We start from the raw sequence: 12,797 nt of genomic DNA, 5'->3' as shown, positions 1-12,797 counted from the left end.
TCACCCCCAGACCCCCGAGAGTATTTACGGCAAGAAAAAGCAGGCGCTCCGGCGCATGCCGGCAATCTTCGCATGGCACGCCCCCCACCTTCGTGCTACGTCCCGAAGCATGAGCGAGTTGCCTTCCAAATCACAGGTCCTGCAATGGATCTCGGACAATCCGACCCTGACCTCCAAGCGGGACATCGCCAAGGCGTTCGGCATCAAGGGCGCGGCGCGGATCGACCTCAAGCGTATCCTGAAGGAGCTGGAGGCCGAGGGACACCTGGAGAAGCGCAAGAAGACCTATCGCGACCCCGACAAGCTGCCGCCCGTGAGCGTGTTGCAAGTCAGCGACCAGACGCCCGACGGCGAGCTTCTGGCACGTCCCCTGGAATGGCATGGCGAGGGCGTCGAGCCTGTCGTCCTGCTGATCCCCCGCGCCAGCGATCCCGCGCTTGGCCCCGGCGACCGCATCCTGGGCCGCCTGCAGGAGGTCAAGGGCGAGGCACATCACTACGAGGCGCGGCTCATTCGCCGGATCGGGACCAACCCGCGCAAGGTGCTGGGCATCTTCAAGAAAACCGCCGAGGGCGGGCGCATCCTGCCCATCGACAAGGGCGACGGCAAGGAATGGCTGGTCGCGCCCTCCGCTACCGGCGGCGCCAAGGACGGCGAACTGGTCGAGGCCGAACAGGCCGGGCCCAAGGGCCGCATGGGCCTGCCGCAGGCGCGCGTCCTCGACCGTCTGGGCGACCCCACCGCGCCCAAGGCCGTGTCGCTGATCGCCATCCACCAGCACGGCATCCCCGACGATTTCCCCGACGACGTGATCGCCGAGGCCGACGCGCAGAAACCCCAAGGCCTCAAGGGCCGCGAAGACCTGCGCGACCTGCCGCTCGTCACCATCGACCCGGCGGACGCCCGCGACCACGACGATGCCGTCTGGGCCCATCCCGACGACGACCCCAAGAACGAGGGTGGGCACGTCATCTGGGTCGCCATCGCCGATGTCGCCTGTTACGTCACCCCCGGCTCGGCCCTCGACGCCGAGGCCCGCAAGCGCGGCAATTCCAGCTATTTCCCCGACCGCGTCGTGCCGATGCTGCCCGACCGTCTGTCGGGCGATCTCTGTTCGCTGCACGAAGGCGTGCCGCGCGCCTGCATCGCCGTCCGGATGCAGATCGACGCCCACGGGACAAAGATCGGCCACCACTTCGTGCGCGGCCTGATGCGCTCCGCCGCCTCGCTCACCTACCAGCAGGTACAAACCGCACGCGACGGAAACCCGGACGACAAATGCGGGCCGCTCATGGAAGAGGTCATCGACCCGCTCTACGAAGCTTTCGCCGCCCTGCAAGAGGCCCGCGCCAACCGCCAGCCGCTCGACCTCGACCTGCCCGAACGCAAGGTCGTGCTCAGCGACGAGGGCAAGGTCACATCCGTCAACTTCGCCGACCGCCTCGATGCCCACAAGCTGATCGAGGACATGATGGTGCTGGCCAACGTGGCCGCCGCCGAGACGCTGATCGCCAAGAAATCCCCCCTCCTCTTCCGCGTCCACGAAGAGCCGCCGCCAGAAAAACTCGACACCCTGCGCGAGGTGGCCGAGGCCGCGGGCCTGACGCTGGCCAAGGGGCAGGTGCTGAAAACATCGCACCTCAACCAACTTCTGCACGGCGCGGCGGGCACCGACCATGTCGAAGTCATCAACCTCGCCACCCTGCGCTCGATGACGCAGGCCTACTATGCCCCGTCCAATTTCGGCCATTTCGGCCTCGCGCTGCAATCCTATGCGCATTTCACCTCGCCCATCCGGCGTTATGCCGACCTGATCGTCCACCGCGCGCTCATTTCGGCGCATGGCTGGGGCGATGACGGCTTGTCGAAATCCGACGAGGAGCGCCTGCAAAGCACCGGCGAGCATATCTCGGAAACCGAGCGCCGCTCGATGATGGCCGAACGCGACACCAACGACCGCTACCTCGCCGCCTTCCTGTCGGAACGCGTGGGAGAGGAATTCACCGGGCGGATCAGCGGCATCGCCAAGTTCGGCGCCTTCGTGCGGCTGGACGAGACCGGCGCGGACGGCCTCATCCCCATGCGGGCGCTAGGCAACGAGTATTTCCACCTCGACCGCGACCGCGGCACGCTCATGGGCTCCGATACCGGCATGGTCATCGGCCTCGGCCAGCGCGTCGTGGTCCGCCTCAGCGAGGCAGCGCCGGTCACCGGCGGGCTCGGGCTCGAACTGATACGCATCGACGGCAAGGCGATCACCCCCGCCGGCCCGGACACGCCCCGCAAGGGGCGGGGACGCGGCATGCCCAAGGGCGGGCGCGGCGGACCCAAGCGCAAACTGGCGCGTGAAAAGCACAAGTCCGACAAGACCAAGCGCAAGGTCTCGCGCAAGCGGCGTTAAACGCCCGCCAGCAGCCAGATCATGTAAGCGCCGTAGGCCGCCATCAGAACAGCGCCCTCGCGCCGGTCAATCCGCGCGCCGGTAAAGGCAAACGCCACGAACACGACCGCCGAGCCCACCAGCACGGCCAAGTCCACCCCCGTGATCGGCAAGGGCGGCACCATCGGAACCACCAACACGGTCGCCCCCAGTATCCCCAGAATGTTGAAGATATTGCTGCCGATGATGTTGCCGAAGGCCACGTCGCCCTGCCCTTTGCGCGCGGCCAGCACCGAGGTCACCAACTCGGGCATCGAGGTGCCGATGGCCACCACCGTCAGCCCGATCACCGCATCGCTCATCCCCAGCATCTGCGCCAGTCCCACGGCGCCAGACACCAGAAACCGCGCCCCGGCCAGGATCACCACCAGCCCGATCAAAAGGCCAAGGCCCGCCCGCCCCGGATGCACCGGCGTCTCGGGCAAAAGCTCACCCTCGGCCGCGTAAACCTCGCCCGCAGCGGTCGGCCCCTTGCGCTCCGCCATAAAGGTAAAGGCCAGGTAGGCCGCCAGCGCCAGCATGAGGCCCAACCCGGCCACGCGCCCCATCTCGCCGCTCAGCACCAGCGCCGCGCAGGCCAGCGTCGCGCCCATCATCACGGTTCCGTCTCGTGCCAATGCACGCCGCGCCACCAGAATGGGCGAGATCAGCGCCGCGATTCCCATGATCAGCAACGTGTTCCCGATATTGCTTCCCACCACGTTGCCCAGGGCGATGCCGGGCGCGCCGACCCACGCCGCCTGAAGGCTGGTCACCAGTTCCGGCGCCGAGGTGCCGAAGCCCACAATGGTCAGCCCGATCACCAGCGGCGACACGCTCAGGCCTCGGGCCAGCTGCACCGCGTTGCGCACCAGCAACTCGCCACCAAGGACCAGCCCCGCCAGCCCGGCGATCACGAAGACGATATCCAATTCGGGTAACTCCAATCCCGCACAAAAGGCGCGTTGCAGGGAATCTGAGCAGGCTCCGTCCCACTTCAAGATAGCGCCGGAAAGATTCCGCTGGCGTGACAGGTTCATCGCGCCTCATGCCCGCAAACCCTGCTGACAAAAACCGTCACCATATGGCATCATACTCCGCGCCATGACCCGGACCGAACGCCTTTTCAAACTGATGCAGGCCCTGCGCATCGTCCCGCCCCCCGCCACGGCGCAGGCGCTGGCGGACCGGCTCGACGTGACCGCCCGCACGATCTATCGCGATATCGACGCCCTGCGCGGGCTTGGCGCGGTGATCGACGGCGCGGCGGGCTTCGGTTATCGCCTGATCGAGGATGCCGCCCTGCCCCCGCTCAACTTCGACGAGGACGAGTTGGAGGCGCTGGTGCTGGGCCTGCGCGAGGTCGAAGAGGTGGGCGACAGCACCCTGGCAGACGCCGCCCAATCGGCGCTGGCCAAGCTGCGTGCCCGCCTGCCGCAGACGCAGGCGCACCGGCTCGATCACGCCGTCCTCTCGGCCCGCCGGTTCACGCCGCTGCCGCAATCCGGCGTCGACACCGCCCGCCTGCGGCGTGCCACGTGGGAGGAAAAGACCATCCGTTTCGACTATTCCGACGCCGAGGGCCGCGAAACCAGCCGCGAGGTCGACCCTCTGTCGGTCGTCCTCATGCAATCCTCGCTCTGCCTTCTGGCCTTCTGCCACCTGCGCGGCGATTTCCGAGCCTTCCGCCTCGACCGGATGCGCGGGCTGGACCTCACCGGCGCGTCCTTCCGGCCCCGCCGCGCGATCCTGTTGCGCGAATGCCTTGCCGCCATGACCTGCGACACGGGCCAGGAAACGGCCTGATCACAGGCGACACTTCGCCCGGCCACATGATTGAACGCTTTTGAAACAACCTGTTTCACGCTATGCTCCGATCAAACCCAGGAAAAAGGGGCGAGCAATGTTTGTCAGGTACATTTTTCCAGTTCTGGGCGCGGCGCTTCTGTCCGGCGGGGCGGCGGCCACGGCCCTCGAATCGTCGATCCGGCCAGTCGCGCGACCCGCCGCCGCCACGCCAACCCCGCAGGTCACCCGCGTGTCCGTATCCACCAGATCGCTACGTCCCAAGCTGCGCCCCGAGGCGCTGAGCGACAACTCCGGAGAAGCGCAGGTCACCCGCGTCTCCAACCCCGCCTTCGACAACTGGGTCCGCTCCTTCCGGGGCCGTGCCCTGTCGCGCGGGATCAGCGCGCGGGTTTTCGATGCGGCCTTCCAGAGCATCGGCTACAACGCCGACGTCGTGTCCAAGGACCGCAACCAGGCCGAATTCAAGCGCCAGATCTGGGATTACCTCGACAGCGCCGCCTCGCCCGAACGCGTCGAGATGGGGCAGCAGGCCCTCAGCCGCCACCGCAGCGCGCTCAGCCGGATCGAACAGGCCTACGGGGTCGAGGCCGAGGTCGTCACCGCCGTCTGGGGCCTGGAAAGCAAGTACGGCACCCGCATGGGCGACATCCCGGTGATCGAGGCCCTGTCCACGTTGTCCTTCGACGGCCGGCGCGGCGCATTCTTTGAAAAGCAACTGATCGCCGCGCTGAAGATCCTGCAAAACGGCGATACCACGCCGCGCAACTTCCTGGGTTCCTGGGCGGGCGCGATGGGCCACACACAGTTCATCCCCACCTCGTACGAGGCATACGCCGTGGATTTCACCGGCGATGGCCGCCGCGACATCTGGTCGAACGACCCCTCTGACGCGCTGGCATCCACCGCCGCGTACCTCAAACGCTTCGGCTGGCGCAAAGGGATGCCCTGGGGTGTCGAGGTCCGCGTGCCCGATGGCGCACGCTTCGGCGACACGTCGCGGATGCCCTCGCAATGGGCCGCGCAGGGCGTCGTCGGCGTCGATGGCCGCCCGGTGCGCGACTACGGCTCGGCCCGCATCCTGCAACCCGCGGGCCCCTCGGGCGCGTCCTTCATGGTTTTCGCCAATTTCGACGTGATCAAGCGCTACAACAATGCCGACGCCTACGCCATCGGCGTTGGCCACCTGTCGGACCGCATCAAGGGCGGCCCCGCGATCCAGGCCAGCTGGCCGCGCGGCTACACCCCCGTCAGCTTTGAAGAGCGCAAGGAAATCCAGCGCCGGTTGCAGCAGATGGGGTACCCGCTGGAAAAGATCGACGGCATCATCGGTCCCAACACCGCGAAGTCGATCATGGGCTTCCAGCAAAGCGCCGGCATGAAGACCGACGGCTTCGCCTCGCGCGAGGTGCTCAACCGCCTGCGGTCGCGCTGACGACGTGCACCCGCCCCGGGATGCGCAGCGCGCCGTCCGGGGTCTCAAACTCCTTCAAGGCTTCGCGCAGCCTCTGCGCCACGGCGGCGTATTCCTCGCGCCCGCCGCCCATATCCTTGACGATCCGGCCCGCAGGACCCTCGCGCGAAGCGAAGGTGGCGTTCTGCTCCAGGTCGCCGATCGGCGTCAGCGTGATCTCTTCTGTGGTCAGCCCGATCCCGTCAAACCCTGCGGACTCGAGTATCCCCCGGACATAGTCCGCGTCCGAGAATGCCATCGGCCCCGGAGCGCGCGGATCCTGCGGCGGCGGCGCACCCACCACGGCCTTTGCGGCCTCGGCGGGAACACGAAACCACGGGTTGCCGTCCATCCCGGCCCAGCACACGAAGGTCATGCGCCCGTCCGGTTTCAACGCCCCCCGCATGTTGGCGAAGGCCGCCACCGGGTCGGCAAAGAACATCACGCCAAACCGTGACACAAGGTGATCCGCCGCCATGTCCCCGAACGGATGCACCTGCGCATCCGCCAGAACACAGGTGGCATTTGCAACGCCCTCCGCATCCAGCCGCTGGCGGGCCAGGTCCAGCATCGGCGCCGACACGTCCAGCCCGGTCACATGGCCAGCCTCGCCCACGATCTTCGCTTCGGCGATCAGGCCCGCCCCGGTGCCGCAGCCGATATCGACGACCCTGTCGCCCGCCTGCAACCCGGCACGGTCCAGCAACAGCTCCAGCACCGGCGCCATCAGACCGTCGAACATCGCCTGTTCCCGCACCCAGACCTCGCCGGCCTTGCCCGACCAGTGCTCGGCCTGCTCGGTATTGACGATCCCGCTCATGCCGCGCGTCCCGCGGCCATCACGCACAGGATCTCGAACATGATCGACACGCCCAGAAACGCGGTGTTGCCGCTGGCGTCAAACGGCGGCGACACCTCGACCATGTCCGCGCCCACGATGTTGACGCCCTCAAGCTCGCGGCACACCTGCAACGCCTGGTAAGAATTCGGCCCGCCCACCTCGGGCGTCCCGGTGCCGGGCGCGAAGGTCGGATCGACGAAGTCGATGTCATAGGACACGTAGGTCGGTTTATCGCCCACGATCTCCCGCGCCTCGGCCATCACGTCGGCCACGCCGCGCTCGAAGAACTCCTCGATCAGGATCAGCCGGATCCCCTCGGCCCGGGCGAAATCGCGGTCCTCGGAATCGTACATGCTGCCCCGCAGCCCGATCTGTACCACGCGCTTGGGGTCCAAGAGGCCTTCCTCCACCGCGCGGCGGAAGGGCGTGCCATGGGTATACATCTGCCCGTTGAAGTAGCTGTGAAAAAGGTCCGTGTGGCTGTCGAAATGCACCATGCCCAAGGGGCCGTCCTTGGCCACCGCGCGCAGCACCGGCAGGCTGGTCAGGTGATCGCCCCCCGCCGTCAGCGGCGTGATCCCCGCGTCCACCACGCCTTTGTAGAAAGTCGTGATCCGCTCCATGCTGTCGGCGATATCGGCGGGGTTCGGCCCCACATCCCCCAGATCGGCACAGTTCAGCGCCTCGAACGGGCGCACCCCGCTCACCGCATGCTGCGCCCGGATCATGGTGGACGCATCGCGCAATTGCCGTGGCCCGTGCCGAGGCCCGGGCCGGTTGGTCGTGCCACTGTCCCAAGGCACTCCGATCACGCCCACATCCACATCCGCATACCGCGCATGATCCGGCAGCACATGGGGCAGCCGCATGAAGGTCGGAACGCCCGCGAAACGCGGCAGCTCGAAGCCCGAAACGGGCTGAAAGAACGGGTCACTCATGTCATTGTCTCCAATCTCTTGCGGGCCGTCACCGGCCCATCCCCCTGCGCCTCGATCCGCGCGATGGCTTCGGCCAGCGGCTCATAGGCCACGGCCATGTGATGGGCATTGGCGTGCAACAGCGTGTCGGGGTCAACCACCCAGGCCACATGCCCTTTCCAGAACAATAGGTCGCCACGTCGCAGCGACGCGTCCTCGGGCAGGTCCACGCCAAGCTCCGCCGCCTGCATGTCGCTGTCGCCGGGGCAGGCCACGCCACACGCAAGGCACCCCACCTGCACCAGCCCCGAACAGTCAATCCCCAACGCAGAATTCCCGCCCCACACGTAGGGCGTGCCGATCAGCCGCTCCGCCACGCGCACCGGGTCCTCCTCGACCGCGCTGGCCACGCGCAAATGCACTGCCGGCACGTACATCCGACCGTCCGGTCCAAGGATCTCAGCCCAGCGTCCCTCGGTGCCGGTGACGCTCACCCACGCGCCCAGGCTCAGCATCAGATGCTCGGTCTGCGCCTTGAAATCCGGCTCGCCCAGTGCGTAGGTCATTCGCGCCTGCACGATGTGGTTCGGCGGCCCTTTCGGCGCGGCAAGATCATCGGCGGCAAAGTACCCCGCATACCCATCGCGCAGCGCATAACCAAATACCCAGCCGTCGCGCTCTTCCAGCAGGCGCACGCCCTCGCCGAAGACCAGCTCACGCTCACGCTTGCCCTCCGGTTCCGACAGGATCGGCGTGACCGGCACGATCACCTGCCGGTCGTCGCCCTCCACGAACAGCTCCGCCTCGACCTGCCCCAGCAACCCCGCATCCGCCACGCGCCCGTTGGAATGCAGCCGCCGCCGGTCGGTCACAGCGCCAGCACCTCGGGCAGCGCCTGCAAGAGCGCCCGCGCGCCCATGCCGACCCCGCCCTTGGGCCGGCCCGGCGCGGCGCTCTGGTTCCAGCCGTAGATGTCGAAATGCGCGTAGCGCGTGCCCCCCGCGAACCGCCGCAGGAACAGCGCCGCCGTGATCGCGCCCGCAAACCCGCCGCTCGGCGCATTATCCAGATCGGCGATCCCCGGCTCGATCATCGCCTCGTAAGGCTCGTGAAACGGCAGCCGCCAGACCGGGTCCGCGACCTCGGCCGCCGCCGCATCCAGCGCGCCAGACAGCACGCCGTCATCGGTGAAGTAGGGCGCGATATCCGCGCCCACCGCCACCCGCGCGGCCCCGGTCAACGTCGCCATCGAGATCATCAGGTCCGGCTCCGCCTCGGCACCAAAGCTCAGCGCGTCCGCCAGCACCAGCCGCCCCTCCGCATCAGTGTTGTTGATCTCCACCGTCTTGCCGTTCCGGGCGGTCAGGATGTCGCCGGGCCGGAATGCATTGCCGCTGACCGAGTTCTCCACCGCCGGGATCAGCACCCGCAACCGCACCGGCAGCTTCAGCGCCATGATCATCCGGGCCAGCCCCAGCACCGTGGCGGCCCCGCCCATGTCCTTTTTCATCAGCCCCATGCTGGCCCCGGGTTTCAGGTTCAACCCGCCGGTGTCGAAACACACGCCCTTTCCCACCAGCGTTAGGTTCGGCCCCGTATCGCCCCAGCGAAGGTCGATCAGGCGCGGCGCCTGGTCGGCGGCACGGCCCACGGTGTGGATCATCGGGAAATTCTCGTCCAGCAGCGCCTCGCCGCGAACAACCTCGATCTCCGCGCCCTGCTCCTTGGCCAGGTCGGCACAGGCCGCTTCCAACTCCACCGGCCCCATGTCCGAGGCGGGCGTATTGATCAGGTCGCGCGTCATTGCCTCTCCGGCCGCAATCGCCTGCAGCCGGGCCGCGTCGACACCCTCCGGAGCCACCAGCGTCGCCTTGGCGGGTTTCTGATCCTTGTAACGGTCAAAGGCATAGCCCGCGAACAGCCAGCCCAGCGCCTCCTCGGCCGCCCGTTCCTGCGCCAGCCCTTCCAGGCGATAGACGCCCTCCGGCAGGTTCGCGGCCTGCGCCGCCAGGTGGAATCGTCCGCGTTTGCGCGCGGCCTCCGTGCCATAGCCCGCCAGCGCCATCACCGGCGCGCCATTGCCGTCGGGCACCAGCAGCGACTGGCCCAACCCGCCGGTGAACCCGGCCGCCTGCACCCAGGTCGCGACGGTGGCCGACTGATCTGCCAACCAGCCCTCCAGCGCGTCCTGTTCGATCACGTGAAGCGGAAGGGCATCGGCCCCTTCCGGTGCAAATTTAAGCGGCATGACGCATGTCCCGGGATGATTTCGTTCCGGCTCAGCCTAGCCTTAAGCACCGTACCTGCAAGGGCTCAGACGGAATAATCCTGCACGTCCCAGATTTCATGCAGCGATGTCTCGCCGATCCGCAATAGCCGCGCAAGCGTGGCCGCGATGGCCACCTTGTCATGCAGGTCGATGCTTTGCGTGACGTCGCGGGCCACGCGGGCCAGCTTGCACATGCCGATCTGCTCGGCGATTGCAATCAGGCTGCGGGCGCTCTTGCGCATGTCCTGCACCTGCTCCTGGCGAAAACAGCGCTCCGTGTGCGACAGCCGCACCGCCAGTTCCTCCAGCGCCCGGCAGACAACGTCCTCCGCCCCGGCCTCACCCAGTTGCAGATAAAGCTGCTCCAGCCGGTTCTGATCCAGGTGAACGGTCTCGGACTGCTTGAGTAGGGTTATTCGTTCCACGGTCTTTCCCACGATTCCATGCCCCCGCGACAGGCCGGACCTTGCGACCGAAGACTTCCCAAATGGTTTCCGCACCGACCAATTTGTGTCTCGAATTCTTCTAGAATTCCGACTATCAACCGACCGTCCGGAAAAAAGCTATCAGGCGCCGCCATGAAAACCACACGTCCGCTTCCAAGCTACCTGGTCCAACGCTACCGGGGATGGAAGGCCACGAAATACCAGGACAACCAAGCCTGGTACCGCCACCTGGCGCAAGAGGGGCAGCATCCCCGCGCGATGGTCATCTGCTGCTGCGACAGCCGCGTGCATGTCACCGCGATCTTCGGCGCCGACCAGGGCGAGTTCTTCCTGCACCGCAACATCGCCAACCTCGTGCCGCCCTTCACCCCCGACGGTCAGCAGCACGGCACCTCGGCGGCGGTGGAATACGCCGTCACCGCGCTGAAAGTCGCGCATGTGATCGTGCTCGGTCATTCCAACTGTGGCGGCGTGCGCGGCTGCGACGCGATGTGCTCGGGCGACGCGCCCGAACTCAACGACAAGACCAGCTTCGTGGGCCGCTGGATGGACATCCTGCGCCCCGGCTACGAGCGGGTGAAAAAGATCAAGGACACCGACGAGCGTGTCGCGGCCCTTGAAAAGCAGGCCGTTCTGGTCAGCCTTGAAAACCTCGTCACCTTCCCTTTCGTCGCCGAGGCCATCGAGAGCGGCCACCTTACCCTGCACGGCCTCTGGCACGATATCGGTGAAGGCGTGATCGAGCATTACCTGCACGAGGAAAGAGGTTTCGTTCCGGTCTAGCCGCGGCGGGCCACATGCACCGTTCCGGCGGGGCCGGCGCATGCGTTCTTTTCGGGGGCCTCGAACCGTTTCAGTGCAGTACCATTCCGTCGGGCCATTCGATCGTGTGGCTCAGCCGGATTTCCTGCGTCTCGCCGGCAGCAAGGTCAAACTCCCACGCCAGCACCCCGCGCTTGTCGTCGACCCGTTCCTCCGCCGGGCTCGGGGTTGCATCCCACGTGATCTTCAGGTCGTTCTGCTCGGAAAACGGAACCCGGTCCAGCACCCGCAGGGGCCAGGCTTCGCCAGTCAGGTTCTCGACCTCGATGCGCACCGTCTCCTGGATCCGGTTGGATTTCGAGATCACGCCGCGATCCCCCTCGGCCCGGTCCTCGACCATGCGCGTCAACCGCAGCCCGTCGATCGGGCCAAAGGACAGTTCCGCCTCCTCGCCCGCTGGGATCAGCTCAAGGTAACGCTGCCCCACGAACCGCCCGTCCAGGTAATAGCTCGCCTCGGCGGTCGGCAGGATCAATTCGCCCATGTCGTTGGTAAAGCTCGCCACAAGGAACGCGCTGGGATCGTTCAGCGGCACCGCCTTGGCGACCGTTTCGGCCTGCGTTTCCAGCGTGCCCAGCGCCAGGCGCACCTGGTCCGCCCCCGTGGCGACGTCGACCGTGCCGGGATAGCTGTAACTCACCGACAGCCCGTCGAAATCCGCTGCAGCGACGATCGCCTCCGGCGAGACGGCCAGGGCTTCTTCCTTCGCGGCGCCTGCGGCCATGTCGGCCTCCGCAGCGCCACGCGCCAGCGGCACAGGGTGCATCGGCGGCTCCTCGTAGATCCGGCGCAGCCACGGCCAGACCTCGCTCGGCGCGGTCTGTTCGCTGGGGCGCACGGTCGACAGGGTCAGTTCCGCCGCCTGCCAGTTCTCGCCCGTCGACTGCGACACGTAAGCGCCGCGCTCCAGCGTCAGCGCACCGCTGCTCCGGTCCAGCCGCAGGTCGTAGACCGGCTCCCACCCGGCGGCATCGGTGTTGTAGGTCACGGTCAGCACGCCCTCGGTTTCGGCCTCGGCGCTGACGGCCACCGCCAGCATCGCGCGGTCCTCGTCCTCGGGCACCAGCGCGGCCTCGGCCTGTTTCGCCCGCTCAAGCTCTTCTTCCAGGTCCTCCAGCGAACGCGCCAAGGCTTCGGCCCGACGCTCCGCATCCTGGGCCGCGCGCAGCGCCGCCAAGGTCTCTTCCCCGATCATCGACGACAGGTCGCGCAGGGCGGCGATGTCCAGCGCGGTCACGCCCTCGCCTTCGCCCAGCCTTTCTAGGAACGCCACGCGCGCCCGGGCGGCCTCTGCCTCCAGCCGGATCGTCTCGACCGCGGCGCGCGCGTTGCGCAATTCGTCCTCCAGCCGCTCGACCTCGGCGCGGGCGGCCTGCAACGCGGCGGTCTCTTCCTCGGTACGCGGCGGCACGAAATCGCGCCGCGCCGTGACGCTGCCCATCGCCGCGCCCTCGACCGCCACCCGGACCGAGGCCAGCGGCGTCGAGCGCGGCAGATCCGTCAGGATCAGCTGATGCTGCCCCGCCGGGATGCTGTACGGCACCTGCCGCGTGATCGTGGCGCCTTGGGGATAGAGCGTGACCGCATCCACGTCACTCGACAGCGCGAAATCTTCGGCAAGTGCGGGAAACGGCAGGGCGGCAAGGACGATAAGGGAAAGCGAACGCATGATGTCTACTCCAGGATAGTTGGCCGGATGATCGGCCTCTGATGGGACGCGTGCAAGGGCGCCGTTCTTGGCAGCACCAACAAATATTTTTGCAAAAAGAAACCGCGCCGCCCTTGGAAAAGGACGGCGCGGCAAGAATTTCGATGCAATGTAAA

11 protein-coding genes are annotated in these 12,797 nt (G+C 67.2%); 4 read left to right on the top strand and 7 right to left on the bottom strand.

Going from position 1 to position 12,797, the window contains the following annotated elements; all coding sequences use genetic code 11:
• Window positions 1-109 precede the first annotated feature (109 nt).
• Entirely contained in the window at window positions 110-2,401 is a 2,292-nt protein-coding gene (rnr, locus tag ACQY4V_RS19565) for a ribonuclease R (protein ID WP_428514616.1), read from the top strand.
• Here the strand turns inward: rnr and ACQY4V_RS19560 are convergent.
• Window positions 2,398-3,351, bottom strand: coding sequence for a calcium/sodium antiporter (locus tag ACQY4V_RS19560; protein WP_428514614.1), 954 nt, complete (start codon window positions 3,349-3,351; stop codon window positions 2,398-2,400). The genes rnr and ACQY4V_RS19560 overlap by 4 nt on opposite strands.
• A 172-nt stretch (window positions 3,352-3,523) precedes the next feature.
• On the opposite strand from ACQY4V_RS19560, the gene ACQY4V_RS19555 reads away from it, so the two are divergent.
• Both ACQY4V_RS19555 and ACQY4V_RS19550 read left to right on the top strand, forming a co-directional pair.
• A complete protein-coding gene (locus ACQY4V_RS19555; RefSeq protein WP_428514612.1) occupies window positions 3,524-4,225 on the top strand; it encodes a helix-turn-helix transcriptional regulator in 702 nt (233 codons plus the stop codon).
• A 97-nt stretch (window positions 4,226-4,322) separates the two neighbouring features.
• Entirely contained in the window at window positions 4,323-5,660 is a 1,338-nt protein-coding gene (locus tag ACQY4V_RS19550) for a lytic murein transglycosylase (RefSeq protein ID WP_428514610.1), read from the top strand.
• On the opposite strand, the gene ACQY4V_RS19545 is transcribed toward ACQY4V_RS19550, so the two are convergent.
• From ACQY4V_RS19545 to ACQY4V_RS19525, 5 genes are all read right to left on the bottom strand, one after another.
• Window positions 5,638-6,498, bottom strand: a complete 861-nt coding sequence (locus ACQY4V_RS19545; protein WP_428514608.1) for a class I SAM-dependent methyltransferase — start codon at window positions 6,496-6,498, stop codon at window positions 5,638-5,640. The genes ACQY4V_RS19550 and ACQY4V_RS19545 overlap by 23 nt on opposite strands.
• The gene (gene speB / locus ACQY4V_RS19540) at window positions 6,495-7,457 is read right to left on the bottom strand and encodes an agmatinase (RefSeq protein WP_428514606.1); all 963 of its coding nucleotides are present in this window, start codon (window positions 7,455-7,457) and stop codon (window positions 6,495-6,497) included. Before speB ends, ACQY4V_RS19545 begins: the two co-directional genes overlap by 4 nt.
• Window positions 7,454-8,308: an NlpC/P60 family protein gene (locus tag ACQY4V_RS19535; protein ID WP_428514604.1), complete on the bottom strand. Its 855-nt coding sequence runs from the start codon at window positions 8,306-8,308 to the stop codon at window positions 7,454-7,456. Before ACQY4V_RS19535 ends, speB begins: the two co-directional genes overlap by 4 nt.
• Window positions 8,305-9,684: a leucyl aminopeptidase family protein gene (locus ACQY4V_RS19530; RefSeq protein ID WP_428514602.1), complete on the bottom strand. Its 1,380-nt coding sequence runs from the start codon at window positions 9,682-9,684 to the stop codon at window positions 8,305-8,307. The genes ACQY4V_RS19535 and ACQY4V_RS19530 overlap by 4 nt, the downstream gene beginning before the upstream one ends.
• A 65-nt stretch (window positions 9,685-9,749) precedes the next feature.
• Complete coding sequence (locus tag ACQY4V_RS19525; protein ID WP_428514600.1) at window positions 9,750-10,130, bottom strand: hypothetical protein; 381 nt, start codon at window positions 10,128-10,130, stop codon at window positions 9,750-9,752.
• Window positions 10,131-10,283: 153 nt separating this feature from the next.
• Between ACQY4V_RS19525 and ACQY4V_RS19520 the strand changes: the two genes are divergently transcribed.
• Window positions 10,284-10,934 carry a carbonic anhydrase gene (locus tag ACQY4V_RS19520; protein ID WP_428514598.1) on the top strand — a complete coding sequence of 217 codons (651 nt, stop codon included), beginning with the start codon at window positions 10,284-10,286 and terminating at the stop codon, window positions 10,932-10,934.
• 70 nt (window positions 10,935-11,004) lie between these two features.
• On the opposite strand, the gene ACQY4V_RS19515 is transcribed toward ACQY4V_RS19520, so the two are convergent.
• On the bottom strand, window positions 11,005-12,642 hold the full coding sequence (locus ACQY4V_RS19515; RefSeq protein ID WP_428514596.1) for a DUF4139 domain-containing protein: 1,638 nt from the start codon (window positions 12,640-12,642) through the stop codon (window positions 11,005-11,007).
• Window positions 12,643-12,797 lie beyond the last annotated feature (155 nt).

The organism is Roseovarius sp., assembly GCF_965277045.1.
In the GTDB taxonomy this organism is placed as follows: Bacteria; Pseudomonadota; Alphaproteobacteria; order Rhodobacterales; family Rhodobacteraceae; genus Roseovarius.
The sequence above is the reverse complement of the archived record's forward strand: the minus strand, read 5'-3'. Positions and strand labels throughout refer to the sequence as shown.

Bases quoted from the DNA above. Each gene is read 5' to 3' on its own strand.
- rnr (WP_428514616.1), top strand. From the start codon at position 110: ATGAGCGAGTTGCCTTCCAAATCACAGGTCCTGCAATGGATCTCGGAC.
- ACQY4V_RS19555 (WP_428514612.1), top strand. From the start codon at position 3,524: ATGACCCGGACCGAACGCCTTTTCAAACTGATGCAGGCCCTGCGCATC.
- ACQY4V_RS19550 (WP_428514610.1), top strand. From the start codon at position 4,323: ATGTTTGTCAGGTACATTTTTCCAGTTCTGGGCGCGGCGCTTCTGTCC.
- ACQY4V_RS19545 (WP_428514608.1), bottom strand. From the start codon at position 6,498: ATGAGCGGGATCGTCAATACCGAGCAGGCCGAGCACTGGTCGGGCAAG.
- speB (WP_428514606.1), bottom strand. From the start codon at position 7,457: ATGAGTGACCCGTTCTTTCAGCCCGTTTCGGGCTTCGAGCTGCCGCGT.
- ACQY4V_RS19530 (WP_428514602.1), bottom strand. From the start codon at position 9,684: ATGCCGCTTAAATTTGCACCGGAAGGGGCCGATGCCCTTCCGCTTCAC.
- ACQY4V_RS19520 (WP_428514598.1), top strand. From the start codon at position 10,284: ATGAAAACCACACGTCCGCTTCCAAGCTACCTGGTCCAACGCTACCGG.
- ACQY4V_RS19515 (WP_428514596.1), bottom strand. From the start codon at position 12,642: ATGCGTTCGCTTTCCCTTATCGTCCTTGCCGCCCTGCCGTTTCCCGCA.